Genomic DNA, 22,973 nt, shown 5'->3' with positions numbered 1-22,973 from the left:
ATGTTCACCGCCCCCACCGCTCAGGGATCGATGCCGTCCGCCAAGCCCGTTGTCCTGGATGCGAGGTGGGCCGTCGCCATCGTGCTGGTGCCCCTGAACCCGAGAGGCATCTGCGAGGCGAATGCGATCCGGATCGGCCTGCAGCTCTGGCTGGTGACCCAGTGGCAGGGCCACGGGCGCTCGCCCGGGATCTGGCGGCCGGTGCGGATCGTTCGCCTCGATGAATTCGATCTGCGGCCCATGGGCGAGCGACTGGTTCTGGTCCGCCCGATGGCTTCCCGGGTGTTCAGGGGCAAGAAAGGCGCTGCGGGCCACGAGGTGGTGCTCGACCCACAGATCCTGGTCGACTTCGGCCGGTCGCTTCCGGTCGCCGAGGCCGCTGCGCGACGCAGGTCGCGTGTTTCCAACAACGAGGGAGAGAACGAATGACACACATGCCCATGCGCGCAAAGATTTCTGCGTTGCGCCGATTCGGGGCCTGCCTGCTGCTGGCCGCCGCCAGCGTGGCGGCCACGGCCCAAACCAATTCGCAAGGCCCCGGCGCGTCCGCCGATGAGCTGCTGCGCGCGAGCCAGCAGACGCTTCGCCAGATCGACGAAGGCCTCGGCGCGGACCTGTGGAGGGCTTCCGCGCCGTTCATCAGGGTGAGTTTTTCCGAGCCCGACTACGTGAACGCGATCCTCCAGGCACGCAAGCGGGTCGCCGCGGTGCGCGAGCGCAACTGGACCCACATCGCGCGCATCGGCCAGTCCGGTGACAGCCCCGGCGTGCCGGCCGGCGTGTATGCCAGCATCGATTTCTCGACGTCCACCGGCAGTGGCAACGTGCTCTACGAAAGACTGAGCTTCAGGCTCGAAGCCGATGGCTGGCATCCCGTTGGATACGACGTGCGCGACAAGCCATGACGATGCCCGTCTTTTTGCGCAGAGTGGCGGCCGGCGCAAAGTTCTCGGCATTCGCCGTGCTCGCTGCCTTTGCTGCAAGCCCGTCGACCGCGGCGCCCCGGGGTGCGGCCGCGGCCGGCTGGCCGCACGAAAAACCCATGGCCTGGATCGTCGGTTTTCCGCCCGGCGGAACGGCGGACACCCTGACGCGCAGGGCGGCGGTACTGCTCAGCCGCAAGACCGGCCAACCGGTCGTCGTGGAAAACAGGGCCGGCGCATCGGGCGCGGTGGCTGTCCAGGCGGCCGCGTCGGCGGCCGCGGACGGCTACACGATGGTGACGATGGCAGGACCCGGCATCGACGCACAAGGCACGCCCGCACTGGGCAACGGCCTGCAGCCGGTGGCCATGCTCGCGAAGGGCCCTATGGTGCTGGTGGGCCCGATGGCCAACGCGCCGCCTGCGGACCTGCAGGCACTCCTGGCCGAGGCGCGCAGGAACCCGAAGGCATGGAGCTATGCGACTTCGGGCACCGGCACGCCACAGCACCTGGCGGGCGAACTGCTCAACAGGCTGGCGGGAACCTCGATCCTGCACGTGCCCTACAAGGGCGGGGCCCAGGCCATCGGCGGTGTCGTCGGCGGCCAGGTGCCGCTGGCCATGCTCGGCGTGATGCCCTTGCTGCCCTACATCGCGTCGGGCAAGGTGAAGGCGTATGCGGTCACCAGCGCATCCCGGCTGCGCGCCACCTTGCCGGATGTTCCGACGATGCAGGAGGCCGGCCTTGCGGACTACGACATCAGCCAGTGGAACCTGGTGGCGGTGGCGGAGAAAGTGCCGTCGGCGCGCGTTGCGCAGTTGAACCGGTGGATCAACGAGATCATGACCTCCAGGGAAATGAAGGAAGCGTTGCGCGTCACGGGCTGCGTTCCGCTGGAGGGATCGCCGGCCTTCGTGTCGTCCTTCGTGCGCGCGGAAGACGAGAAGTGGCGTGCTTTCGCGCGTGCCGTGGGCATCGCCAATTGAGGGGGCCGGCGATGTCGCGCCCGGCGCTACGGTCGATTGGCTTTGAAGGCCTCCAGCCGCGCTTGCCGCTCGGCGTGGAACGACCCACCCAGCTTGGCGGAAAGCTCCTCCCTGCGCATCATCTTTCCGCATGACTGGCAGGCGGGGCCCAGGCCGGGGTCCTGACCGCATGGAATGTGGATGTACTGAATGGCGACTTCCTCGTCCTCGGACTTGAACCATGTCTCCCCCCAGGCGCGAAGAGCGAGGAACACCGGGTGGAAGGCGATGCCCATCTCCGTCAGGTGGTACTCGTGCCGCGGCGGCCTTTCGCTGTAGGGCCGGCGCTCGATCAGTCCCGCCGACTCCAGCTTCTTGAGGCGGCTCGCCACCATTTGCGGCGTGGCTTGCGTGTGCGCCTGGATCTCCTCGAAGCGCCGATTCCCGAGGAACAGCTCACGAAGCACCAGCACGGTCCAACGGTCCCCGACAACGTCTTGCGCGCGTGCGATCGGGCAGAGGGTCGCATTGGAACCCGGGCCGGTCGTCTCCGGTTCCCTGGCTGATTTTTTCGGCGTCTTGGTCATTTTGGGCATCATACCTCTTGTCACTATGAAAATCATAGGTATAGTCGCCAGCGTTCGCGAGGCGGCTTGCAAACCTCCTTGCGCACCGCGGAATCCATGGGGCTTTCCGTGACCATCCACTGAACCACATCGAAAGGTTTCTCATGTCTGAACCTGTCAAGCTGGACCTGGCCGCCATTGCCGATCGCTACGCCGCCGCGTGGCTCTCGCACGATCCCCAAGCCATCCTCGCGCTGCACGCACCCGACTCGACCTTCCAGGCGCACGGCCGCGGCGCCCAGGTGCGGGGCGAGGCCGCGTTGCTGCATGAGTTCGCCGGCGTCTTCGAGCGCTATCCCGGCTTCGGCGTGGAGATCCACCGCCTGCTCCTGGGCGACGGGCACTGGACGCTCGACTGGACCCTGACCTTCCAACCCCCTGGCAAGGAGCGCCGCGGCTTCCATGCACTGGACGTCGTCGAGGTGGACAGCGCCGGGCTCATCACACGCAAGGACACGTTCTTCGACTATGCGCAAGTCAAGGCCGCCTTGAGCTGACGCCATGAACGCCCTCCTCACCGCGCAACCGCTCCTGGAGCAGCCACTGCGCCAGGCAATGCCGATCAGGCATCTGTGCGATCTGCGGGTCGACCTCGAGACGCCGATCGCCATCCCCACGCCACGCGGCACGCTGGTCCCCTACATCGGCAAAGGCGGCCAGCTGGAGGGGCCGAAGCTGCGCGGCGAATTCCTGCCGGGCAGCGTCGACTGGGTCGTGATCGGCGCAGACGGCATCAGCCGGCTCGACATTCGCGGTGCAATCCGCACCGACGACGGTGCGCTCGTCTACTTCGAAAGCAAGGGCGTCGCCAAGCTGCCACCGGACGGCAGAAAGCGGCTGGCCAAGGGCGAGCGCCTGGCGTTCGGCGAGACGTACCTGCGCACCACGCCGAAGCTGGAGACCTCGGACGAGCGCTACCTCTGGCTGAACGAGCTGGTTCTCGTCGGCTACAACGAACTGTCGGCAGGGCGGATCGACTTTCGCATCTATCAGGTTCTTTGAAGGCGCCTGAACGCGCTGAAGTGCCGTATCGCCATCTGCTGCTTCCCGACCTGCGCACAGAGCAGGGCGGCATTGCGATGCGCGTCCAGAAGGTCCGGTTGCAGCCGCAGCGCTTCTTCGTAGCTTGCCAATGCCCCGTCGACGTCGCCGATCCCCTCGCGCGCCACGGCCTGGTTGAAATGCATCAGCGGATCGTCGGCGCAAAAACGCACGCCGTCTTCGTAGAGCGCCGCGGCTGCGTCGCACCGGCCGGATTCGCACAGCATGAAGCCCAGGTTCAGGTACGCGTGGGCGTACGAGGGATCGTCTTTCAGGATGCGCCGGTACAGCGCCTTCGCAGCCTCGGGGCTGGTTTCCTCCAGCGCCTGGGCCTTGGCAAAGCGCGCATCGAGCGTGGCCGCATCGACGGCCGGCTCGTGCGGCCGGGGAAGGAAGCGCAATGCGCTGTCGTCACCCGAAGCGACCTGGAGATCGAGCACGAATTGCCCTGTCTGGGGTTCCCACTGCGCATCGCCCAGCCTGACGGTCACGCGATCGCCCTCGGCGGTGATCCGCATGCCCTGCAGCGGCTGCGCTTCGGGCAGGCTGGCCCTGAGCTGGCGCAGCGCCTGGAGGATCTGCCGCGTGGGAATGCGCGCCGCGCGCAGCTCGTGAGCGGACCGAAGGAGCACGAGGTCCTGGAAGGAGAACTTCCAGGCCTTACCCCGCGCTTTCACGGGCGCCACGAAGCCCAGCTCGATGAGCTTGCCTACCGCGTGGCGCGACAATCCGAGCGACTGCGACACCGCGCGCAACGACTGCGAAAAATCGACCGGTGCTTTCACGTCCTGGTTCCCGTGCGCGGTACCGGGTACTGGCGACCGACCTCGGCGCGTACCTGGCCCTCACTCAATAACTCAATGACCCGATGACCCAACATGCCATTTTTTCCGGTGTCCGGAAAGAGGCGAAAGGCGGCAGCTGCGCCCCGCGCGCGAACACCGGGGCGACCGCTTGCCGTTCGCCCCGCCACCTCGCCTCGGGGAAGCTCGCAAGCCCCAAAAAAAAACAGGACACGCGGCGTCGTCCGACGTGACCTGCATGCCGCGCGGCGCTAAATTTCAAACGCCTCGCTCCCTTCTCCTCCTCCCTCCCTCCCGCGAGCGGGGCCCTTCTGTGTGACAGCAGACTGCATTCAGCCCAGCCTCGCGCTGGGCATTTTTTTGGCCGCTGGTCCGTCCGTATGTCGTCGCGCGCGGTCGGCTGGCGCATTCCTTTGCTTTCGGGAAGGCAGGATCGCAGGGGCTGCACGCGTTTGTCGTCGAGACGCCTGCGGATAGCGAAGGCGCGGGCACGGGGGGATGCGGCTATGCCGCCTTCCGGCCCTTGGCGCCGGTCTTCTTCGACGCGGCCTTGCGCGCGGTTCCACCCGACTTGGCCGCGGCCCCGGCGCTCCGCTTCTTGCTCGCGGGAGCGGCCTTTCCGCCCTTCAGGCTGCGCTTGAGCAACTCGGTGAGGTCGATCACATTGGAGCTTTCTTCCGGCGCCTCTTCCTCCGGCTGGATGACGGTTTCGGTGTCGCCGGCCTTCACCTTCTTGTGCACGATCTTCATCACGGCGTGCTTGAACTCATCGGTGAAGTCTTCCGGCTCCCATTTGCCCGACATGTCGCCCACGAGCTGCTCGGCCATCTTCATCTCCGCCGCGGTGATCTTCGCGCCCTTGATCCCGGCGGCGGGCAGGTCCAGGCCTTCCAGCGGCTTCACCTCGTCGCCCCACCGCAGCAGGTTGAGCACCAGGGCCTTGCCCGACGGCACCAGCACGGCCAGGTGCTGCTTGGTGGAAATCACCACCTTGGCCAGCCCGACCTTGCCGGTCTTGACGAGCACTTCGCGAAGGAGCGCGTAGACCTTCTGCCCCTTGTTGACCGGCGCCACGTAGTAGGGACGCTCCAGGTACACGAAGGGAATCTCATTGGCGTCGATGAAGCGCTGGATCTCGATGGTCTGCGTCGTGCGCGGATACACCGCCTCGATCTCGTCGGGCGAGATCACCACGTACTTGCCATCCTCGTACTCGAAGCCCTTGACGATGTTGTCCTTGTCGATCTCCTTGCCCGTCTTCTTGTTGATGCGCTTGTAGCCCACCGGGTCCATGCTGCGCTTGTCGAGCCAGTCGAAATCGATGCCCTGCTCGGTGCTCGCCGTGTGCAAGCCCACCGGGATATGGACCAGCCCGAAAGTGATCGCGCCTTTCCAAAGGGTCCTGCTGCCTGTGGCCATGGTGGTTCATCCTCCAATGCTGAGAAGAAAACGGCGCCGGCGAAGGCCGGCGATCGGCAAGCCTGTCCTGCGCAGCCTTGCCGTGTTGTGGGACATGGCCAATGCCGCCGGGAGGACGTGGCGCACACCCGGGAACAGGAGCGTACCGGGCTCTTCGAGCCGTTGGCGCACGCGCACTACTTCATCAAGCCGAATCCGAACGCACTTCCCGTGGCGGGTTTCTTTTCACTCCCGGGTTTCGCTGCCCTGCGGGCCTGCTCCTTGCCGGCTCGCACGGTTGTCGAATCGGGCTCGGCGCCTGTCGGCCTTCGCGGCCCGGCATCCAGGTCGTCGATGAGCGATTGCAGCGCGAGGAGGCCATCCGCCATCGATGCCTTGTAGGTGTGGGCCGCCTTGCGGGCGCGCTTCAAGGATCGCCACGGCCCTTCGTCCTCGTCGTCATCGGCTTCGCTCAGCACCCACTCGAATCCGCCGGATGGCGCTTCCTCCACATGGACCGCGATCCGGCGCAGGACATCTTGCGTGCCTGTGCTCATGGCGCTGCGGCCTGGCCGATGCGGGCGCCGCCGTTCGGTGCCGCGCTTTCTCGGCGCCTGAGCGCATCGAGGTAAGCCTGCACGCGCTCCACCGAAGTGCCGACGGCGCGCATCGCGATCCTGAGTTCGGCGGCGGAGCACCCCAGGTGATCGGCCCACGCCTTCGCCGCGGCGGGCGTGGGGGTCGAGATGCTTTTCGCACCCGGTCGGATCGCTCGCGTCATCGCACTTCGCGCGGCCCGCGCATCGCCTCTATGGTGCTTTTCGCTGGCGATCCGGAGAGAAGCTGGAAGTCGACCGCTGCCGCGCCGGCAGCGCGCTCGCGTTGCACAGCAAGGTGCAGCAGCGCCAGCGTGGCGATCAGGACCGCCACGGCGACCAGGAGCCAGAACTCCCCGCGCGGCGGTTGTGGGTGCTGATGACCTCGTGGATCACGGCTGTTCATCTCTCGGTCCTCCAATGGTGAAGGCAGGAGTCTGGATCTTCGAGCGCGGAGGCCGGCGTCGGACAAGGCTGAACTGTCTTGTATTCCGGCATCTGACAACGAACGCAGCGGGCGAGGTGCCGGGCGCAATCAGCCGCGCTCGCGCCCGGCCTGGCGGTCGACTTGCGCCTCGGCTTCGAGCCAGTCCTCGGTCTCGTGTCCGGCTTCGCCGCCACGGCGCTGGTACGCGTCGTATGCGGCGCGGCGGATGGCTTCTTCGCGGGCGTCCGATGAGGGCGCTGGTGCGCCCTCCGACGGCTCGCGGTTGCTTTCGGGCGTGAGGTCCTCGGTCAGACCGAACGCTGCGGAGTCGTCCTGCTTCGTGGCCTCCACGTCATTGCGCTTGTCCTGCATGCGCTCGGGCGGCGCGGGGCCTGAAACGTCCTCGCCCGCAGCGGTCTTCTTTCCGGAGAAGCTCTCGCCGCCGCCCATGTTGTCCACGCCGCCACTGGTGGCGGGACGGGTTCCGTCGCCGGAACCGGCTGCCGGTCTGTTGCTCATGTCGATCTCCTTGTGAGGACGGGGCGGGGTTGCCGGGGAACGGGTTGCGTTGGTTGGCCTGCGCCTCATGCAAGCAGATTCGGCCCGACGAATGCGAAGCTACGTAGGCGTACTTCAGCATCGGCTGTATGCGCAGGGAGCGGGTGCGGGTGCGGTCGCGGACGGCGGCACCACGGCGCCGTTCAATGGAAGAACAACGCGATCAGGATGATCACCGGGATGGGCACGCCAAGAAAAAACAGCAGAAGTGAGCGCATGGAAATCTCCTTGAATGGAAGGGGGTGGACGCCGTTCAGAGGTCCCGCCGACGGCCGCCATAGGTGGCCGCGAAGCTCGCGACGAAGGCGCCGATGAGCATCGAGATCACCAGCCACAGCGAGCCATAGGCCGACGCCTTGCGCGCCGCATCGGCTGCCTCCTTCGCCTTCGCCTGCGCATCCTTGAGCGCGGCCTGGGCCTTCGCGTAGGTGTCGGTCACGCGCTTTTCCGCGTCCTGCTGGCCGAGGCCGGTGCGCTGCGCGACGACCTGGCCCACGTACCGCGCGTCGTCGGGCGGAAGTGCGCCGGTGCGGATGCTGTTCAGGAAGATGCGGCTGACCTCCGCGTTGGTTGCGGCAGCAGGGCGATCGGGCGCCGCGGGCGTGGCGCTGGCGTCACCCGGGGTCGCAGGCGTGGCGCCCGCATCGCGGCGGAACAGCGAGTCGATGAAGTAGTTCATCGGACCGGGGCCGGCCTCCGAAGGTGACTGCGATCCCGAAGCCGCGGCACCGGCACCCGCCGCACCCGCTGCCGTTGCAGCCGTGGCCGCACCGCCGGCCACCGTGGCGCCAGCTTGCGCACCGGCGCCGAGGATCGAGCCCACGACCGAGCCGAGGAGCGCCGCCGTCAGCAGCGTCGCCACCGACCAGGCGAGAAAACCATGGGCCGTGTCGCGGAAGTACACCTCGTCGGTGTGCACGCCGGCCCACTTGGTGCGCAGCCGGCCGGCCAGGTAGCCGCCCATGCCCGAGGCGGCGATCTGCGTGAACGTGAGCCACAGGATGGTCGCGACGCCGATGGTGGCGGCACTCGCGCCTTGACTCGCCCACGGGCTGATCGACGACATGCCCAGCCCCGTGCCGAGCAAGAGAAGAATGAGCGACAGCGATGCCGCGCCCGCGGCGCCGGCAAAGATCGCCCCCCAGGACACGCCGCTCTGGCTGGCGGCTCCTTCGATCACGCCGACTGGTGAATTCACGCCGTACTGGGCCATGGCTGCTCCTTGTTGTGGTGCTGGAATCTTTCGCCGGCACGCACGGGCTTCAGTCGGTGCCTCGCGCAAGCCGGGGTAGGCAGTGATCCCGTCCGGCCCGCGTTCATCCGTGCCGGCCGACGATGGCCGGGGCTTGCTTTCGCCTACAAGAGATGCCCGTTCCACCCGACACCCCGGCGTGCGCCGCGTCTCCCAAATAGCGCTTCCGCAGCCCCCCGCAAGCCCAGTTTCTCCTTTCGAAAGACCGCCATGGCAGACGACCCCAAGACCCCCTCCCAACTCGCCGACGAAGCACGCCGGGCCGGACGCGACGCATCGGCCGCGGCCGGCGGCCAGGCCGGCGAGGCGAAGACGATTGCCCGCGACACGGCCCAGGCCTTGCGATCGAGCGCCGCGGACGCGAAGGCCACGGCCGGCGAGGCGCTCGATACCGCGCGCGGCATTGCCGCCGATGCGAAGGACGTCGCCTCTGACGCCGCCGACACCGGCCGGGCCTACGCCCGGAGCGCCGTCAACGAGGCCGGAAAAAAGATCGCGGGCTTCAGGGAGCGCGCCGCCGGGTGGCAGGCCTCCTGCGCGAAGCACATCGAAGCCGAGCCGGTGAAAGCGGTGCTGATCGCTGCAGCGGGCGGCGCACTGCTCGCGGGCTTGCTCCTGGCGTTCGACCGTTCCGGGCGCCGGTACGACGACTGAGCGGGGCACCGCCCGCCCGGTCGGTCTGCGCTTCAGCGCCGCGAAGGCACCGCGCCCGACTTCGCGCCCGTGAGGTGCCCGAGCGGCAGCGCCACCTGCGACTTGATCTCGCGCAGCACGATGCTCGAGCGCACGTGCGTCACGCCCGGCAGGCTGAAGAGCACTTCGTGCAGGAAGCGCTCGTAGTGCTTCATGTCCGGCACCGTCACGTTGAGGATGTAGTCCGCCGGCCCGGTGGCCGAGACGCAGTGGATGATCTGCGGGCTCGCGGCCACGGCCTCCTCGAAGCGCTGCACCATCGCCTCGCTGTGGCGGTCCAGGTTCACCTCGGCCACGGCCGAGACGTGCAGGCCCACCAGTTCGGGATCGATCAGCGCCGTGTAGCCGCGGATCACGCCGGCCGCCTCCATGTCCTTGATGCGCTTCCAGCAGGGCGTGGGCGAGAGCCCGACGGCCTCGGAAATCTGCTGCACGGTCTGCCGCCCGTCGTGCTGCAGCGCAGAAAGGATCTTGAGGCAATGCTCGTCAAGAGAAACAGAATCAACTTTCATGGCGATTTCCGAGAGGATTCTTCTTCAAACAAGGGTCTGCGCCAGTGTATTGAAGAAACACTTACTCGGGGTGCGGCAGAACAATTCCGGGCATGAACGCCCCACTCCCCACAGCCGCGCTTCGACGGCCCGACTACCAGCTCTCCGACAACCTCTGGGCCGATGCCGGCTCGGTCTTCATCACCGGCACGCAGGCGCTGATCCGCATCCTGGCGATGCAGAAACAGCGCGACGCGGCGCGCGGCCTTCACACGCAGGGCTTCGTGAGCGGCTACCGCGGCTCGCCGCTGGGCATGGTCGACCAGGCCATCTGGAAGGCGGGCGATCGCTTCAAGGAGACCGGCATCCGCTTCGTGCCCGCGGTGAACGAAGAGCTCGCGGCCACGCAGGTGCTGGGCACGCAGCGCGTGGAGTCCGACCCCGAGCGCACCGTCGATGGCGTGTATGCCATGTGGTACGGCAAGGGGCCGGGCGTGGACCGCGCGGGCGACGCGCTCAAGCACGGCAACGCCTACGGCTCGTCGCCGCGCGGCGGCGTGCTGGTGGTGGCGGGCGACGACCACGGCTGCGTGTCGTCCTCGATGCCGCACCAGAGCGACCACGCCTTCATGGCCTGGCGCATGCCCGTGATGCAGCCCGCGAGCGTGGCCGAGTACCTGGAGTTCGGCCTGTACGGCTACGAGCTCTCGCGCTACTCGGGCGCCTGGGTCGGCATGGCGGCGCTGTCCGAAATCGTGGAGAGCGCGGGCACGGTGGACCTCGATGCGGTGAATGCGCGCGTGGCCGCCTGGGAAGACGCCGACGCCGTGCGCGCCGCCACCGGCCATGCCGCGCCGCCCGACGGGCTGCACTACCGCTGGCCCGACCTGCCGTCGCTGCGCATCGAGTCGCGGCTGGAAGACAAGCTCGCCGCCGTGGCCGCGTTCACGCAACGCAACAGCATCGACCGCCACGTCATCGTGAGCCCGCATGCCAAGGTGGGCATCGTCACCTGCGGCAAGGCGCACCACGACCTGATGGAGGTGCTGCGGCGTCTGGAACTCTCGCCCGAACAACTCGCGCGCGCCGGCGTGCGGCTCTACAAGGTGGGGCTGAGCTTTCCGCTCGAGCAGACGCGCCTCAAGACCTTCGCGCAGGGGCTCGAAGAGATCCTCGTCGTGGAAGAGAAGGGCGCGGTGGTCGAGACGCAGCTGCGCGACATCTTCTACAACGCGCCCGCCGATGCGCGCCCCGTGCTCGTGGGCAAGCACGACCGCGACGGCCAGCCGCTGGTGTCCGCGCTCGGCGAGCTGCGGCCTTCGCGCCTGATCGAACTGGTCGCGCACTGGCTGGCCGTGCACTTCCCCGACAACCAGGACCTGGGCGATCACCTGCAGCATGTGCGCGACTTCACGCCGCCCGAGCTGCTGGGCAACGCGAGCGATGCGGTGAAGCGCCTGCCGTACTTCTGCGCCGGCTGCCCGCACAACACCAGCACCAAGGTGCCCGAGGGATCGACCGCGCGCGCGGGCATCGGCTGCCACTTCATGGCCAACTGGATGGACCGCAGCACGGCGGGCCTCATCCAGATGGGTGGCGAGGGCGTGGACTGGATCTCGCACGCCATGTTCACGAAAACGCCGCACGTGTTCCAGAACCTGGGCGACGGCACCTACTACCACTCGGGCTACCTCGCGATCCGCCAGGCCGTCGCGGCCAAGGCCACGCTGACCTACAAGATCCTGTTCAACGACGCGGTCGCGATGACCGGCGGCCAGCCGGTGGACGGCGTCATCAGCGTGGACGCGATCGCGCGGCAGGTCGAATCGGAAGGCGTCACCAAGGTGGTGGTCGTGAGCGATGCCATCGGGCACTACGACGCCATCAAGAACCGCTTTCCGGCGGGCACCGAGTTCCACGACCGCGCCGCGCTCGACGAGGTGCAGCGGCGCCTGCGCGAGATGCCCGGCGTGACCGTGCTCATCTACGAGCAGACCTGCGCCGCCGAGAAGCGCCGCCGCCGCAAGAAGGGCGAGCTGGCCGATCCGCCCAAGCGCCTCTACATCAACGAGGCCGTGTGCGAAGGCTGCGGCGACTGCACCGTGCAGAGCAATTGCGTGGCCGTGCTGCCGCACGAGACGCCGATGGGCCGCAAGCGAAAGATCGACCAGACCAGCTGCAACAAGGACTATTCCTGCGCCAAGGGCTTCTGCCCCAGCTTCGTGGGTGTCACCGGCGGCAAGCTGCGCCGCAAGAGCGGGGCGCTCGCGGCCGGGCGCGATGCCTTCCTGCACCGCGTGGCCGCGCTGCCGCGTCCCGCTGCACACGCATGGACCGCGCCGTACGACCTGCTGGTGACGGGCGTGGGCGGCACCGGCGTGGTGACGGTGGGCGCGGTCATCGCGATGGCCGCCCACCTGGAGGGCAAGTCGGCCAGCGTGCTCGACTTCATGGGCTTCGCGCAGAAGGGCGGCTCGGTGCTGAGCTTCGTGCGGCTGGCCGATGCGCCCGAGCGGCTGAACCAGGTGCGCATCGACACGCAGCAGGCCGACGCCATCCTCGCGTGCGACGTGGTGGTGGGCGCCTCGGCCGACGCGCTGCAGACCGTGCGGCACGGGCGCACGCGCGTGCTCGCCAACATCCACGAGATCCCGGTGGCCGAGTCGCTGCGCAACCCCGATGCCGAGCTGCACGTCGACCTGCTGCTGGAGAAGATGCGCTTCGTCGCGGGCGAGGAACAGGTCGAGACCTTCGACGCGCAGAGCCTGGCCGAAGAGTTTCTCGGCGACACGCTGGCCGCGAACATCGTGGCCACCGGCTATGCATGGCAGCGCGGGCTGGTGCCGCTGAGCCTGGAGGCGCTGATGCATGCGATCGAACTCAACGGCGTGGCCGTGGCGGCCAACCAGTCGGCGTTTTCGCTGGGCCGGCTCGCCGCGGGGAATGCCGAGGCGCTGGACCAACTGCGCGCAGCCCCCATGGGCGCGCAGCCACAGGAGGCCGACGAGCGCCCGCTGGACGCGCTGCTCGCCGATGCGCGCCGCCATCTCACCGGCTACCAGAACGCCGCATGGGCCGCGCGCTTCGACCGGCGCATCCGCGCGCTGCAGGCGGCCGAGTCCGCGCTGCCGGGCGGCGACGCGCGCCTGCCCCTCACGCGCAACGCGGCGCGCAGTTTGTTGAAGCTCATGAGCTACAAGGACGAGTACGAGGTCGCGCGCCTCTACACCGACGGCGCGTTCCTGCAGAAGCTCAAGGACCAGTTCGAAGGCGACCTGAAGCTCGAATTCCACATGGCCCCGCCGCTGCTCTCGCGCCCCGCGAACGGCCAGGCGCCCGCCAAGATCCGCCTGGGCGCGTGGATGCTGCCGGCCATGAAGTGGCTCGCGCACGGCAGGCGGCTGCGCGGCACGGGCTTCGATCTGTTCGGCTACACGCAGGAGCGCCGGACGGAGCGCGCGCTCATCGCCCGGTTCGACCAGCGGCTCGATGAATTGGCCGCCGATCTTTCAGCCGCAAACCAGCAGCTCGCCGCGCAGATCGCGGCGCTGCCGCTCTCGATCCGCGGCTTCGGGCATGTGAAGCTGGCCAACCTCGCACTCGCGACCGAGCGCGAGGCGGAGCTGCTGCACCGCTTCTCACCGCAGCGCTATCCGCGGCCCGGGAAGCAGGCGAAGGCGGGGCAGTTCCGGGGGATCGCCGTCGTGTCGCACTGAGCCGTCGATCGACGTCGCATTTCCGCTGGGCGACCGCCCTTCGGCCTGCTCACGAAACCGAGCGGCAGAAGTGGTCGATGCTCTCGCAGGCAACGCCGAGCGACGCCTCGTCCAGCGCATAGGCGATCCGGAAATACGGCGCCAGTCCGAAGGCACTGCCGTGGACCACGCCGACGTTCGCCTCGTCCAGCAGGGCGCCCGCGACGTCTTCATCGGTTGCGAGCAGGGTGCCGGCTGCCGTCGTCTTGCTGATCAGGCCTTCGCACGAGACGAAGGCATAGAAGGCGCCCGCCGGCTTGTCGCAGCGCAGGCCCGGCGTGCGGTTCAGCGCGTCGACGAGAAGGTCCCGGCGCCGCTCGAAGGAAGCGCGCGATTGCGCGATGAAATCCTGGGGGCCGCTCAATGCGGCGAGCGCCGCATGTTGTGAGATCGAACTGGCGCCCGAGGTCTGCTGGCCCTGCAGTTTCTCCATCGCATCGAGCAGCCAGCGCGGGCCGGTGCCGAATCCGATGCGCCAGCCGGTCATGGCATAGGCCTTGGAGACGCCGTTCATCGTCAGCGTGCGGTGGGCGATGCGGGGCTCGGCCTGCGCGAGCGTATGGAACTTCGCGCCGTCGAAGATCAGGTGCTCGTAGATGTCGTCCGCCAGCACCAGCACATGCGGATGGCGCAGCAACACCTCGGCGAGGGCGCGCAGTTCCGCGAGCGAATACACGGCGCCGGTCGGATTGCCGGGGGCGTTGAGGATCAGCCATCGCGTGCGCGGCGTGATCGCCGCGTCCAGCGCCTCGGGCGTCAGCTTGAACCCCGACGCGCCGCCGCAGTGGACGATGACCGAGCGGGCGCCGCAGAGCTGCACGATCTCGGGGTAGCTCACCCAGTAGGGCGCCGGCACGATCACTTCGTCGCCCTCGTTCAGCGTCGCTGCGAGCGCATTGAAGATCACCTGCTTGCCGCCCGGGCAGACGATGGTGTCCTGCCAGCCGACGTCCAGTCCGTTCTCGCGCCGGAACTTCGCGGCGACCGCTTCCCTGAGCGGCCGCATGCCCGCGACCTGCGTGTAGCGCGTGTGGCCGTCGCGAATGGCGGTCACCGCCGCATCGCAGATGTGCGCGGGCGTGTCGAAGTCGGGCTCGCCGGCAGACAGGGAGATCACCTTCGCTCCGGTGGCGCGCCGCGCGGCCACCCTGTCCATCATCTTGTAGGTGGCCGAGGGTTGCGCCGCTGCAAGGTGAACGTTGAGCCGTTCGTGCGGTGGTGTCGTGGAGCCGCCGGTCATCAGGCCTTCCTCTGCAGCGTGTGGTAGCCCATCGCCGCACGCGCCTCGCCCAGCGTCTTGCCCTGTTCGATCTGCGCGCGAATCCGCGACTCGGCGGCTTCGATCTTTCGCGCGAGTTCCGCGACCTCCCGCGCCCGCGCACGCGGCACGGCCAGCACGCCGTTGGCGTCCGCAACGATGATGTCCCTGGCCACGACGCGCGCCTTGCCGATGGACACCGCGACGTTGACCCCCTCGACCTGCACGCGGTCCTTGCCGGTGCGCATGAACCGCCCGCGCGTGAACAGCGGGTAGTTGTCGGTCAGCGCCTTCGAGACGTCCCGGCAGACGCCGTCGATCACGGTGGCGGCGATCTTTCGCTTGCCCGCGTACTGGGTCATGATGTCGCCCCACACCGTGCAGTCGGTGCGACTGTCGTTGTCGATGACCAGCACATCGCCCTCGGCCACGTCGTCGATGAAGTCACCGACCGAGCCGGCAGGCGTGCTGGCGGACACGTACTTCACCGTGAACGCCGGTCCCACGATCACGCCCGCGTAGTTGTCCAGCGGCATGACGTCGAAGCAGTGGCCCGGAAGGCCCAGCTTGTCCATGGCGTCCGAGACGCCCGGTGTGTCCAGGCCCTCGAACAGGGCGACGAGCTCTTTGTCTTCTTGCTGCATTTGAAATACTTTCGCGAGAGTTCCTGAGGTGTGACGTGTGCTCAGAGGCCGTGGGCGGACAGCGTCCTGTCGAGCCAGTCCTGGTCGACTCGCCCCGTGGCGATTTCCGCCTTGATCGCGTCTTCCGTCCTTGCGGTCTGTGCGATGGCCGCGAGCAGCCGTTCGCCGTCGGCGCGGTCGAAGCTGACGAGGCCGTCCTCATCGCCGACCACCACATCGCCCGGATGCACGACCTGCCCGCCGACGGTGACGTCGCGGTTCGAGGTGCCGGGGCCGAGCTTGTACGGGCCACGGTGCGTGTGGCTGCGCGCGTAGCAGGGAAAGTCGGCCTCGAAGAAGGCGCGCACGTCGCGGATCGCGCCGTCGATGACGAATCCGGCGCAGCCTCGCTGGATCGCATACAGCATGATCAGTTCGCCCACCAGCGCGTTGTTCGGATCGCCGCCGCCGTCGACGACGAGCACGTGGCCGGGCTCGATCTCCTTGAGCGCGTGGTAGATGAGCAGGTTGTCGCCGGGGCGCGCCTTGATCGTGTACGCGGTGCCGACGAGCTTGCGCGAACGGTTGAAGCGCTGCAGACCCAGCACGCCGGACATGCGCCGGAGGTTGTCGCTGATGTGGGGCGTGACGACCGACTGGAGCGCATCGGTCAAGGCCTTGGGGGCCAGCATCGGAACCGGCCCTGTGTCGAAGTTGGGGTTGGGATAGGTCAAGGTTCTTCTCGCTGGGCTCACTTGGCAGCCGCGTAGCTTTCCATGGGGAGGTCGTTGGGGTTCTGCCAGAGCTGCTGCAGGGCGGCCGGCGGCTCCATGTTCAGCCGCACGTTGCGCGGTGGAATGGGCTGGCTGTACCACTTGTTCCACAGCGTCTTCATCTCGCCGAAGCGCATCATTTCGCGGATGGTCTCGTCGGCCAGCGCCTTGAGCGGCGCGTCGTCCTTGCTCATCATGATCGCGAGCGGTTCGGTGTTGAGCACCTCGCCCACCACGGCGAAATCGGCCGGGTTCCTGGAGTTCGCGATCGACGCATTGAGCAGGCCCGCGTCGATCACCCACGCGTCCGCCTTTCCGGATTCGAGGATCAGGAAGCTCTCGGCGTGGTCCTTGCCGAGGATCTCGTTGATCTTCAGGCCGGTCGCGCGGCTGTTGCGCCGCAGATGCTGCACGGACGTCGTGCCGGTCGTCGCCACGACGGTCTTGCCTTCGAGGTCCTTGATCGAGCGGATGTTCGACGCGGCGCGCACCGCCATGCGGACCTCCTCGATGTAGGTGGTCAGCGCGAACGCGACCTCCTGCTGGCGTGCCTGGTTGTTGGTGGTCGAACCGCACTCCAGATCGACCGTTCCGTTCTTCACCAGCGGGACGCGGTTCTGCGAGGTGACGACCTGGTAGCGCACCTCGACCCTGGGCAGGTTCAGCCGCTTCTTGATGGAGGCGACGATCTGCTGGCAGATGTCGACCTGGAAGCCGACCGCCTGGTTGGTGCCCAGCACATAGGACATCGGCAGCGAACTGTCGCGCACGCCGAGCGTGACGACGCCTGTGCTCCTGATCCGGTCCAGCGTCTGGGCGGATGCGCCGGCGGCGGTGCCCAGGGCCAGCAGAGCGGCCAGGAGCGTTGCGATGGTTTTCATGAGTGGTGCTCTTGCATGACTGCCGCGAAGTTCCTGTCGTGCATGGCTTCGGCCACGGACTGGCCGGCGCGGATCCTGGAGACCATGCCCGCTTGCTTGGCGGCGGTTCGCTCGGCGATGTCCAGCACCTCGTCGATGCGCGCTGCCGGCACGAACACGGCGCCGCAGCGGTCGGCGATCACGAAGTCGTCCTGCGCAACCTTGACGCCCGCCATCGTCACCGGCTCTCCCGCGCCCGTCTGCACCAGCCGGTTGCGGGCGCTGACCATGGTGACGCCGCGGCCGTACACCGGATACCCGATGGCTTCGCTGCCGTCGATGTCGCGGCTGAAGCCGTCGATCACGGTTCCGCGGATGTGCTTCACCGTCGCGGCATTGGCGACGATGTCGCCCCAGCACGAGATGCCCTCGATGCCGCCGGCAATGACGAGCACCCGGTCGTCGCCCTGGCTCTCTGCGATCACGCTGGTGATGGGATGCACCGTGAGGCCGCTGTCCGCGTGCTTCGGCGCCAGCTGGAGGGTGGACGCGCGGCCGACGATCTTCGGGCAGCGCCACAGCGGGCGCAGTCCGGCTGTCGCACCGGGCAGTTCGAGAAAGTCCAGCGCGTCGGACACGGTGTTGGTGTCCAGGTCGGCGAGGCGGGAGAGTCGTGGGGCGTGCGTGTTCATGGCCCGGATGGTCTTAGGGCGCGGCCGATACGTCTATTCGCGATTCAGGAAGACTTTGATACGCTTGACCTATCAATGATCAACTTCCGCCTGCTCAAGCACCTGTACCTGTTCTCGGTGGTCGCCGAGGAACTGCATTTCCGGCGCGCGGCCGCCCGGCTCGGCATGTCGCAGCCGCCGCTGACGGAGCAGATCCAGGTGCTGGAGGCAGCGCTGAAGGTCAAGTTGTTCGACCGCTCCGGCAAAGGCGTCCAGCTCACGGCCGAGGGGGCCGCGATCCTTCCGGCCGTGAAGAAGCTCGTGTTCCAGATGGACCGCGTGGAGGTCGCGGTCCAGGAGTCGCTGCGGGGCAGGGGGCGAATGGTCACCATCGGCGCCATCACGACGGCGATGGCCAGCCCGTTGCCCGCGGTGATCGAACAACTCAAGGCCGAGGTGCCGGACGCGAGCATCTCGGTCATCGAAATCGACAGCGCCGAGGCTCTGGTGGCGCTGGACGAAGGCGTCATCGACGTCGCCTTCGCGCGCATCGAGAGCGGCGCGGGGCATGCCATCCACGCGCACCCCTTGCGCACGGAGCGGCTGGGCGTCGCCTTGCCGCGGTGGCACCGGCTGGCGGCGCGCGATGCGATTGCGATGCGGGAGCTCGCCGACGAGGAATTCATCATGTTCCCGAGGGCGGTGAGCCCGACCTTCTTCGACGGAATCATCTCGGCGTGCCGGTCGCACGGATTCACGCCGCGGATCCTGCATGAATCCCGCTCGGTCACTTCGCAGATCGCCATGGTCGGCTGCAGCCAGGGCGTGGCGCTGGTGCCCCTGGGCATGCAGCACCTGGGCGGCGAGCTGGTCGCCATCAAGGCCCTGAAGGAGCAGGTGGACATCGTCACCATCGCGGTCGCCTGGAGCGCCAGGACACAGGACCCGATGGTCGAGCGGATCGTTGCCATCGCGTCGTCGATGGGCGCGGGCGATGGATCCGGCGCACCTGCGGCGTAGCGCCCGGGGCCGGCGGCCTCAGCTGCTCTGCCGCACCATCAGCTCGAAGCCCAGGTCCAGCGTGCGCTCGGCCACGGTCTCGTCACGCATCAGCGCCAGCAGCATGGAGGCCGCGCGTTCGCCGATCGCCTGGCGCGGGGTGCGCACGGTGGTGAGCGGCGGCAGCATCTGGTCGCTGCCGCCCAGGTCGTTGAAGCCGGCGATCGCCACGCGCTCGGGCACCGGCACGCCGGTGCGCAGCGCGGCGAGCAGCGCGCCCTGGGCGAGGTCGTCGTTGCAATAGAAGATGGCGTCCACGTCGGGGTGGCGCGCGAGCAGGTCCTCGAACTGCCGGCCGCCCAGGGCCATGGAGGTCGGGCCCGGCACCAGCAGCTCGAGCGCCGGATCGTGGCAGCCGGCCGCGCGCAGCGCCTCGCGGTAGCCCGCCAGGCGCAGCATGACGCGCGGGTCGAGCTGGCCGGCGGCATAGGCGATGCGGCGGCGGCCGCGCGCGAGCAGGTGCTGCACGATGGCGCGGCCCGCGTCCTGCTGCGAAAAACCCACGCTGTGGATGCCGGGCGCGGCCGAGGTTTCCATCAGGTACACGCACGGCGCATGGCTGCGTTCGAGCATGCGCAAGGATGCGGCGCTGCGGTCGAAGCCGGTCAGCAGCAGGCCGGCCGGCCGCTGCGAGAGGTAGCTGCGCAGCAGCGCCTCTTCCTCTGCCGGGTCGTAGTGGGTCACGCCGATGAGCGACTGGAAGCCGTGCGGCGCCAGCGCGTCCTGCACCGCCTCGAGCAACTCCACGAAGAGCTGGTTGGTCAGCGACGGAATCAGCACCGCCACGTGCGAACTGCGCGCCGAGGCCAGCGCGCGCGCCGCCACGTTGGGCACGTAGCCCAGTTCGTCGACGGCCGCCTGCACGCGCGCCTGCAGGTCGGGCGCCACATTGCGCGCGCCGCGCAGCGCGCGCGACACGGTGATCGGGCTCACGCCTGACACGCGCGCCACGTCGTCCAGGGTAGCGTGGCTGGAGGCACGGGAGGGAGTGCGGGAGCGCAGGCGCTCGGGAACGTCGGCCATGGTCGATTTCTTAGGGTTATTACCAAGATTGAATTGGACAGCGCTGTCCTAGGATAGCGCTGTCCCAGCCCTTTGCCGACCGGAGAAACCCGGAACCGCCAGCGCTGGTTTTTTTGGATTGTGCGGGATAGCGCTGTCCCCGCGTCGTTCCACCCACCAGGCGCCCTCGCAGTGCCCGGATTCAGGAGACAAGACATGTTCGGAATGTTCGGATTGAGCAAAGAGGTTTTCCTGCTCGTCGACGCCCTGGTGGCGATCCTCGGGCTCATCCTTCTGATCACGCGCTGGCGCGTGCACCCCTTCATCGCGCTCACGCTGGCCGCGGGCTTCCTGGGCCTGACCTCCGGCATGCCGGTGGACCTGGTGATGAAGTCCTTCCAGGAGGGCTTCGGTGGCGTGCTCGGATTCGTGGGCATCGTGCTGGGCCTGGGCACCATGCTGGGCAAGATGATGGCCGAGTCGGGCGGTGCGGACCGCATCGCGCGCACGCTCATCGACGCCTTCGGCAAGGAACGCGTGCACTGGGCCATGATGTTCGCGGCCTTCCTGGTGGGCATTCCTCTGTTCTTCGAGATCGGCTTCGTGCTGCTCATTCCGCTGGTGTTCATCGTGGCGCGGCGCACGGGCGTGTCGCTGATCCGCGTGGGCATTCCGCTCCTGGCGGGTCTCTCGGTGGTGCACGGCCTGGTGCCGCCGCACCCGGGGCCGCTGCTGGCGATCGGCGTGTTCGGCGCCGACATCGGCAAGACCATCTTCTACGGCCTCCTCGTCGGCCTGCCCACCGCGATGATCGCGGGCCCGATCTTCGGCAAGTTCATCTCGAAGTACGTGCCGGGCGAGGCCTCGCCGGAGTTGCTGGCGCAACTGGCGCGCGAACCCGAGGCGCGCGAGTTGCCGGGCTTCGGCATCACGCTGGTCACGATCCTGCTGCCGGTGGCGCTGATGCTCCTGAAGACTTTCGCCGACGTGGCGCTGGACGAGAAGAACGTCGTGCGCCAGTGGATGGACTTCATCGGCCACCCGATCACCGCGCTGCTGGCGGCGCTCTTGCTGTCGCTCTACACCTTCGGCACGGCGCGTGGGTTCACGAGCAAAGAGATCATGAAGTTCGTGGACGACAGCCTGGCGCCCACCGCGGCGATCGTGCTCATCATCGGCGCGGGCGGCGGCTTCAAGCAGATGCTGGTGGCCAGCGGCGTGGGCAACGCGATCGGCCACATGGCGCTGCAGGCGCAGGTCTCGCCGATCCTGCTGGCCTGGCTGGTGGCGGGGGTGATCCGCATCGCCACGGGCTCGGCCACGGTGGCCACCATCACGGGCGCGGGCATCGTCGCGCCGCTCGCGACCATGGTGCCGGGCGTGAACCGCGAGCTGCTGGTGCTGGCCACGGGCGCGGGCTCGCTGATTCTTTCGCACGTGAACGACGCGGGCTTCTGGCTCGTGAAGCAGTACTTCAACATGACGGTGGCCGAGACCTTCAAGACCTGGACGGTGATGGAGACGCTGATCTCGGTGGTGGCCATCGTCTTCATCATGCTTCTGAGCATGGTCGTCTAGCATGGCCGGCTGAACGTGATCGCGCAAGCGAAGGAGACCGAAGCCATGGGCCGCATCGTCATCGGGGTCGACATCGGAACCACCAGCACCAAGGCGGTGGCCTTCACGCCGGCCGGGCGCGTGCTGGCGCACGACGCGGCCGAGTACCCGCTGCTGCAGCCCGAGGCCGCCGCCGCCGAGCAGGACCCCGAGCAGATCTTCCAGGCCGTGCTGCAGACCATCGCCGGATGCGTGAAGGCCTGCAAGGCCGCGCCGGGCGACGTGCTCGCGGTGTCTTTCAGCGCGGCGATGCACAGCCTCATCCTGGTCGATGCCGCGGGCGCGCCGCTCACGCGCAGCATCACCTGGGCCGACCACCGCGCCTCGGCCTGGGCCGGGCGCATTCGCGCCGAGTGGGACGGCGACGCGATCTATCGCCGCACCGGCACGCCGATCCATCCGATGTCGCCGCTGGTCAAGCTGGTGTGGCTGCGCCACGAGCGGGCCGAGCTCTTCGCCCGTGCGGCGCGCTTCGTCGGGATCAAGGAGTACGTGTTCTTCCGGCTCTTCGGGCAGTGGCAGGTCGACCATTCGATCGCCTCGGCCACGGGGCTCTTCAACCTGGAGCGGCTGGACTGGGACGAAGGCGCGCTCGCGCTGGCCGGCGTGCGCGCCGACCAGCTGCCGCGCCCGGTGCCGACCACCTGGCACATCGAGGGCCTTTCGGCCGACGTCGCGGCGCAGCTGGGCCTGGCAACCGACACGCCCTTCGTCATCGGCGCCAACGACGGCGTGCTCTCCAACCTGGGCGTGAACGCGGTCGCGCCCGGCGAGGTGGCCGTGACCATCGGCACCAGCGGCGCGATGCGCACCGTGGTCGACCACCCGATGACCGACCCCGAGGGCCGCACCTTCTGCTACGCGCTCGCCGAGCGGCGCTGGGTGGTGGGCGGACCGGTGAACAACGGCGGCATCATCCTGCGCTGGGTGCGCGACGAGTTCGCCTCGGCCGAGGCCGAGACGGCCAAGCGCCTGGGCATCGACACCTACGAGGTGCTCACGCGCATCGCCGAGCGCGTGTCCGCCGGCTCCGAAGGGCTGGTGTTCCACCCCTTTCTCACGGGCGAGCGCGCGCCTTACTGGAACGCGGACCTGCGCGGCTCCTTCTTCGGGCTGGGCATCCACCACCGCAAGGAGCACATGATCCGCGCGGTGCTGGAGGGCGTGATCTTCAATCTCTACAGCATCCTGCCGGCGGTCGAGTCGATCGCGGGGCGCAGCGCGCACATCAAGGCCACCGGCGGCTTCGCGCGCTCGGGCATGTGGCGCCAGATGATGGCCGACGTGTTCGACCGCGAGGTGGTGGTGCCCGAGAGCTTCGAGAGCTCGTGCCTGGGCGCCGCGGTGCTCGGGCTCTATGCGCTGGGCCATGTCGATTCGCTGGACGTGGTCGCGGGCATGGTCGGCGCCACGCACCGCCACACGCCCAACGCCAAGAACGCCGCGCTCTACAAACAGCTTCTGCCGGTGTACCTGTCGCTGCCGCGCAAGCTCGGCGAGGAGTACCGGCTGCTGGCCGCGTTCCAGCAGCAGATGGCCGCGCCGCCGCCGGCGCGCCAGGGCTGATGCCCTCCGGCCCGTC

Annotated in this window: 25 protein-coding genes; 10 read left to right on the top strand and 15 right to left on the bottom strand. The window is 68.3% G+C overall.

Going from position 1 to position 22,973, the window contains the following annotated elements; genetic code table 11:
• The 3 genes from BM133_RS32230 to BM133_RS32220 all read left to right on the top strand — a co-directional run bounded on the left by BM133_RS32230 (nt 1) and on the right by BM133_RS32220 (nt 1,909).
• A complete protein-coding gene (locus BM133_RS32230) occupies nt 1-429 on the top strand; it encodes a hypothetical protein (RefSeq protein WP_093443247.1) in 429 nt (142 codons plus the stop codon).
• On the top strand, nt 426-905 hold the full coding sequence (locus BM133_RS32225) for a DUF4019 domain-containing protein (protein WP_093443245.1): 480 nt from the start codon (nt 426-428) through the stop codon (nt 903-905). Before BM133_RS32230 ends, BM133_RS32225 begins: the two co-directional genes overlap by 4 nt.
• Before the next feature lie 137 nt (nt 906-1,042).
• Nucleotides 1,043-1,909 carry a Bug family tripartite tricarboxylate transporter substrate binding protein gene (locus BM133_RS32220; RefSeq protein WP_177225015.1) on the top strand — a complete coding sequence of 289 codons (867 nt, stop codon included), beginning with the start codon at nt 1,043-1,045 and terminating at the stop codon, nt 1,907-1,909.
• A 26-nt stretch (nt 1,910-1,935) separates the two neighbouring features.
• On the opposite strand, the gene BM133_RS32215 is transcribed toward BM133_RS32220, so the two are convergent.
• Nucleotides 1,936-2,475: a winged helix-turn-helix transcriptional regulator gene (locus tag BM133_RS32215; protein ID WP_218158419.1), complete on the bottom strand. Its 540-nt coding sequence runs from the start codon at nt 2,473-2,475 to the stop codon at nt 1,936-1,938.
• Between the two features lie 143 nt (nt 2,476-2,618).
• On the opposite strand from BM133_RS32215, the gene BM133_RS32210 reads away from it, so the two are divergent.
• Nucleotides 2,619-3,011 (top strand): nuclear transport factor 2 family protein, encoded by a 393-nt coding sequence (locus BM133_RS32210; protein WP_093443239.1) that lies wholly within the window; start codon nt 2,619-2,621, stop codon nt 3,009-3,011.
• A 4-nt stretch (nt 3,012-3,015) separates the two neighbouring features.
• Entirely contained in the window at nt 3,016-3,516 is a 501-nt protein-coding gene (locus BM133_RS32205; protein WP_177225014.1) for a DUF3237 domain-containing protein, read from the top strand.
• On the opposite strand, the gene BM133_RS32200 is transcribed toward BM133_RS32205, so the two are convergent.
• The 7 genes from BM133_RS32200 to BM133_RS32170 all read right to left on the bottom strand — a co-directional run bounded on the left by BM133_RS32200 (nt 3,504) and on the right by BM133_RS32170 (nt 8,550).
• A complete protein-coding gene (locus BM133_RS32200) occupies nt 3,504-4,340 on the bottom strand; it encodes a tetratricopeptide repeat protein (protein ID WP_143100274.1) in 837 nt (278 codons plus the stop codon). The two genes, BM133_RS32205 and BM133_RS32200, sit on opposite strands and share 13 nt — an antisense overlap.
• Nucleotides 4,341-4,862: 522 nt before the next feature.
• A complete protein-coding gene (locus BM133_RS32195; RefSeq protein WP_093443235.1) occupies nt 4,863-5,777 on the bottom strand; it encodes a non-homologous end joining protein Ku in 915 nt (304 codons plus the stop codon).
• A 176-nt stretch (nt 5,778-5,953) separates the two neighbouring features.
• Nucleotides 5,954-6,313, bottom strand: a complete 360-nt coding sequence (locus tag BM133_RS32190) for a hypothetical protein (RefSeq protein ID WP_093443233.1) — start codon at nt 6,311-6,313, stop codon at nt 5,954-5,956.
• The gene (locus BM133_RS32185; RefSeq protein ID WP_093443231.1) at nt 6,310-6,537 is read right to left on the bottom strand and encodes a DUF3606 domain-containing protein; all 228 of its coding nucleotides are present in this window, start codon (nt 6,535-6,537) and stop codon (nt 6,310-6,312) included. Before BM133_RS32185 ends, BM133_RS32190 begins: the two co-directional genes overlap by 4 nt.
• On the bottom strand, nt 6,534-6,758 hold the full coding sequence (locus BM133_RS32180; protein ID WP_143100273.1) for a hypothetical protein: 225 nt from the start codon (nt 6,756-6,758) through the stop codon (nt 6,534-6,536). Before BM133_RS32180 ends, BM133_RS32185 begins: the two co-directional genes overlap by 4 nt.
• Nucleotides 6,759-6,887: 129 nt before the next feature.
• Nucleotides 6,888-7,298 (bottom strand): DUF2934 domain-containing protein, encoded by a 411-nt coding sequence (locus BM133_RS35305; RefSeq protein ID WP_177225013.1) that lies wholly within the window; start codon nt 7,296-7,298, stop codon nt 6,888-6,890.
• Nucleotides 7,299-7,590: 292 nt separating this feature from the next.
• Nucleotides 7,591-8,550, bottom strand: coding sequence for a hypothetical protein (locus BM133_RS32170; protein WP_093443227.1), 960 nt, complete (start codon nt 8,548-8,550; stop codon nt 7,591-7,593).
• Nucleotides 8,551-8,799: 249 nt separating this feature from the next.
• Between BM133_RS32170 and BM133_RS32165 the strand changes: the two genes are divergently transcribed.
• The gene (locus tag BM133_RS32165) at nt 8,800-9,243 is read left to right on the top strand and encodes a hypothetical protein (RefSeq protein WP_093443225.1); all 444 of its coding nucleotides are present in this window, start codon (nt 8,800-8,802) and stop codon (nt 9,241-9,243) included.
• A 32-nt stretch (nt 9,244-9,275) separates the two neighbouring features.
• On the opposite strand, the gene BM133_RS32160 is transcribed toward BM133_RS32165, so the two are convergent.
• Nucleotides 9,276-9,794 carry an Lrp/AsnC family transcriptional regulator gene (locus BM133_RS32160; RefSeq protein ID WP_093443223.1) on the bottom strand — a complete coding sequence of 173 codons (519 nt, stop codon included), beginning with the start codon at nt 9,792-9,794 and terminating at the stop codon, nt 9,276-9,278.
• Between the two features lie 92 nt (nt 9,795-9,886).
• Here BM133_RS32160 and BM133_RS32155 point away from each other — a divergent pair, with 92 nt between their 5' ends.
• Nucleotides 9,887-13,489, top strand: coding sequence for an indolepyruvate ferredoxin oxidoreductase family protein (locus tag BM133_RS32155; RefSeq protein ID WP_093443221.1), 3,603 nt, complete (start codon nt 9,887-9,889; stop codon nt 13,487-13,489).
• Between the two features lie 49 nt (nt 13,490-13,538).
• On the opposite strand, the gene BM133_RS32150 is transcribed toward BM133_RS32155, so the two are convergent.
• From BM133_RS32150 to BM133_RS32130, 5 genes are read right to left on the bottom strand one after another with little or no spacing between them, the layout of a single operon-like run.
• On the bottom strand, nt 13,539-14,768 hold the full coding sequence (locus tag BM133_RS32150; RefSeq protein WP_093443219.1) for a pyridoxal phosphate-dependent aminotransferase: 1,230 nt from the start codon (nt 14,766-14,768) through the stop codon (nt 13,539-13,541).
• The gene (locus BM133_RS32145; RefSeq protein ID WP_093443217.1) at nt 14,768-15,430 is read right to left on the bottom strand and encodes an RraA family protein; all 663 of its coding nucleotides are present in this window, start codon (nt 15,428-15,430) and stop codon (nt 14,768-14,770) included. Before BM133_RS32145 ends, BM133_RS32150 begins: the two co-directional genes overlap by 1 nt.
• Nucleotides 15,431-15,471: 41 nt before the next feature.
• Nucleotides 15,472-16,101, bottom strand: a complete 630-nt coding sequence (locus tag BM133_RS32140; RefSeq protein ID WP_093443215.1) for an RraA family protein — start codon at nt 16,099-16,101, stop codon at nt 15,472-15,474.
• A gap of 59 nt (nt 16,102-16,160) precedes the next feature.
• A complete protein-coding gene (locus BM133_RS32135) occupies nt 16,161-17,063 on the bottom strand; it encodes an amino acid ABC transporter substrate-binding protein (protein ID WP_093443213.1) in 903 nt (300 codons plus the stop codon).
• Nucleotides 17,060-17,734 carry an RraA family protein gene (locus tag BM133_RS32130; RefSeq protein WP_093443211.1) on the bottom strand — a complete coding sequence of 225 codons (675 nt, stop codon included), beginning with the start codon at nt 17,732-17,734 and terminating at the stop codon, nt 17,060-17,062. Before BM133_RS32130 ends, BM133_RS32135 begins: the two co-directional genes overlap by 4 nt.
• A 75-nt stretch (nt 17,735-17,809) precedes the next feature.
• Between BM133_RS32130 and BM133_RS32125 the strand changes: the two genes are divergently transcribed.
• Nucleotides 17,810-18,733, top strand: coding sequence for a LysR family transcriptional regulator (locus BM133_RS32125; protein ID WP_093443209.1), 924 nt, complete (start codon nt 17,810-17,812; stop codon nt 18,731-18,733).
• 18 nt (nt 18,734-18,751) lie between these two features.
• Here the strand turns inward: BM133_RS32125 and BM133_RS32120 are convergent, their stop codons facing one another.
• Entirely contained in the window at nt 18,752-19,795 is a 1,044-nt protein-coding gene (locus BM133_RS32120) for an HTH-type transcriptional regulator GntR (RefSeq protein ID WP_093443207.1), read from the bottom strand.
• 204 nt (nt 19,796-19,999) lie between these two features.
• On the opposite strand from BM133_RS32120, the gene BM133_RS32115 reads away from it, so the two are divergent.
• Together BM133_RS32115 and gntK are read left to right on the top strand one after the other, a co-directional pair.
• Nucleotides 20,000-21,352, top strand: coding sequence for a GntP family permease (locus BM133_RS32115; RefSeq protein ID WP_093443397.1), 1,353 nt, complete (start codon nt 20,000-20,002; stop codon nt 21,350-21,352).
• 45 nt (nt 21,353-21,397) lie between these two features.
• Entirely contained in the window at nt 21,398-22,957 is a 1,560-nt protein-coding gene (gene gntK, locus BM133_RS32110; protein WP_093443395.1) for a gluconokinase, read from the top strand.
• Nucleotides 22,958-22,973: the final 16 nt, after the last annotated feature.

The organism is Variovorax sp. 770b2 (assembly GCF_900115685.1).
In the GTDB taxonomy this organism is placed as follows: Bacteria; Pseudomonadota; Gammaproteobacteria; order Burkholderiales; family Burkholderiaceae_C; genus Variovorax.
This window is presented reverse-complemented; position numbering and strand designations above follow the sequence as displayed.

Bases quoted from the DNA above. Each gene is read 5' to 3' on its own strand.
- BM133_RS32215 (WP_218158419.1), bottom strand. From the start codon at position 2,475: ATGACCAAGACGCCGAAAAAATCAGCCAGGGAACCGGAGACGACCGGC.
- BM133_RS32155 (WP_093443221.1), top strand. From the start codon at position 9,887: ATGAACGCCCCACTCCCCACAGCCGCGCTTCGACGGCCCGACTACCAG.
- BM133_RS35305 (WP_177225013.1), bottom strand. From the start codon at position 7,298: ATGAGCAACAGACCGGCAGCCGGTTCCGGCGACGGAACCCGTCCCGCC.
- BM133_RS32190 (WP_093443233.1), bottom strand. From the start codon at position 6,313: ATGAGCACAGGCACGCAAGATGTCCTGCGCCGGATCGCGGTCCATGTG.
- BM133_RS32140 (WP_093443215.1), bottom strand. From the start codon at position 16,101: ATGCTGGCCCCCAAGGCCTTGACCGATGCGCTCCAGTCGGTCGTCACG.
- BM133_RS32195 (WP_093443235.1), bottom strand. From the start codon at position 5,777: ATGGCCACAGGCAGCAGGACCCTTTGGAAAGGCGCGATCACTTTCGGG.
- gntK (WP_093443395.1), top strand. From the start codon at position 21,398: ATGGGCCGCATCGTCATCGGGGTCGACATCGGAACCACCAGCACCAAG.
- BM133_RS32220 (WP_177225015.1), top strand. From the start codon at position 1,043: ATGGCCTGGATCGTCGGTTTTCCGCCCGGCGGAACGGCGGACACCCTG.
- BM133_RS32205 (WP_177225014.1), top strand. From the start codon at position 3,016: ATGAACGCCCTCCTCACCGCGCAACCGCTCCTGGAGCAGCCACTGCGC.
- BM133_RS32210 (WP_093443239.1), top strand. From the start codon at position 2,619: ATGTCTGAACCTGTCAAGCTGGACCTGGCCGCCATTGCCGATCGCTAC.
- BM133_RS32115 (WP_093443397.1), top strand. From the start codon at position 20,000: ATGTTCGGATTGAGCAAAGAGGTTTTCCTGCTCGTCGACGCCCTGGTG.
- BM133_RS32160 (WP_093443223.1), bottom strand. From the start codon at position 9,794: ATGAAAGTTGATTCTGTTTCTCTTGACGAGCATTGCCTCAAGATCCTT.
- BM133_RS32225 (WP_093443245.1), top strand. From the start codon at position 426: ATGACACACATGCCCATGCGCGCAAAGATTTCTGCGTTGCGCCGATTC.
- BM133_RS32180 (WP_143100273.1), bottom strand. From the start codon at position 6,758: ATGAACAGCCGTGATCCACGAGGTCATCAGCACCCACAACCGCCGCGC.
- BM133_RS32120 (WP_093443207.1), bottom strand. From the start codon at position 19,795: ATGGCCGACGTTCCCGAGCGCCTGCGCTCCCGCACTCCCTCCCGTGCC.
- BM133_RS32125 (WP_093443209.1), top strand. From the start codon at position 17,810: ATGATCAACTTCCGCCTGCTCAAGCACCTGTACCTGTTCTCGGTGGTC.
- BM133_RS32165 (WP_093443225.1), top strand. From the start codon at position 8,800: ATGGCAGACGACCCCAAGACCCCCTCCCAACTCGCCGACGAAGCACGC.
- BM133_RS32185 (WP_093443231.1), bottom strand. From the start codon at position 6,537: ATGACGCGAGCGATCCGACCGGGTGCGAAAAGCATCTCGACCCCCACG.
- BM133_RS32135 (WP_093443213.1), bottom strand. From the start codon at position 17,063: ATGAAAACCATCGCAACGCTCCTGGCCGCTCTGCTGGCCCTGGGCACC.
- BM133_RS32230 (WP_093443247.1), top strand. From the start codon at position 1: ATGTTCACCGCCCCCACCGCTCAGGGATCGATGCCGTCCGCCAAGCCC.
- BM133_RS32130 (WP_093443211.1), bottom strand. From the start codon at position 17,734: ATGAACACGCACGCCCCACGACTCTCCCGCCTCGCCGACCTGGACACC.
- BM133_RS32145 (WP_093443217.1), bottom strand. From the start codon at position 15,430: ATGCAGCAAGAAGACAAAGAGCTCGTCGCCCTGTTCGAGGGCCTGGAC.
- BM133_RS32150 (WP_093443219.1), bottom strand. From the start codon at position 14,768: ATGACCGGCGGCTCCACGACACCACCGCACGAACGGCTCAACGTTCAC.
- BM133_RS32170 (WP_093443227.1), bottom strand. From the start codon at position 8,550: ATGGCCCAGTACGGCGTGAATTCACCAGTCGGCGTGATCGAAGGAGCC.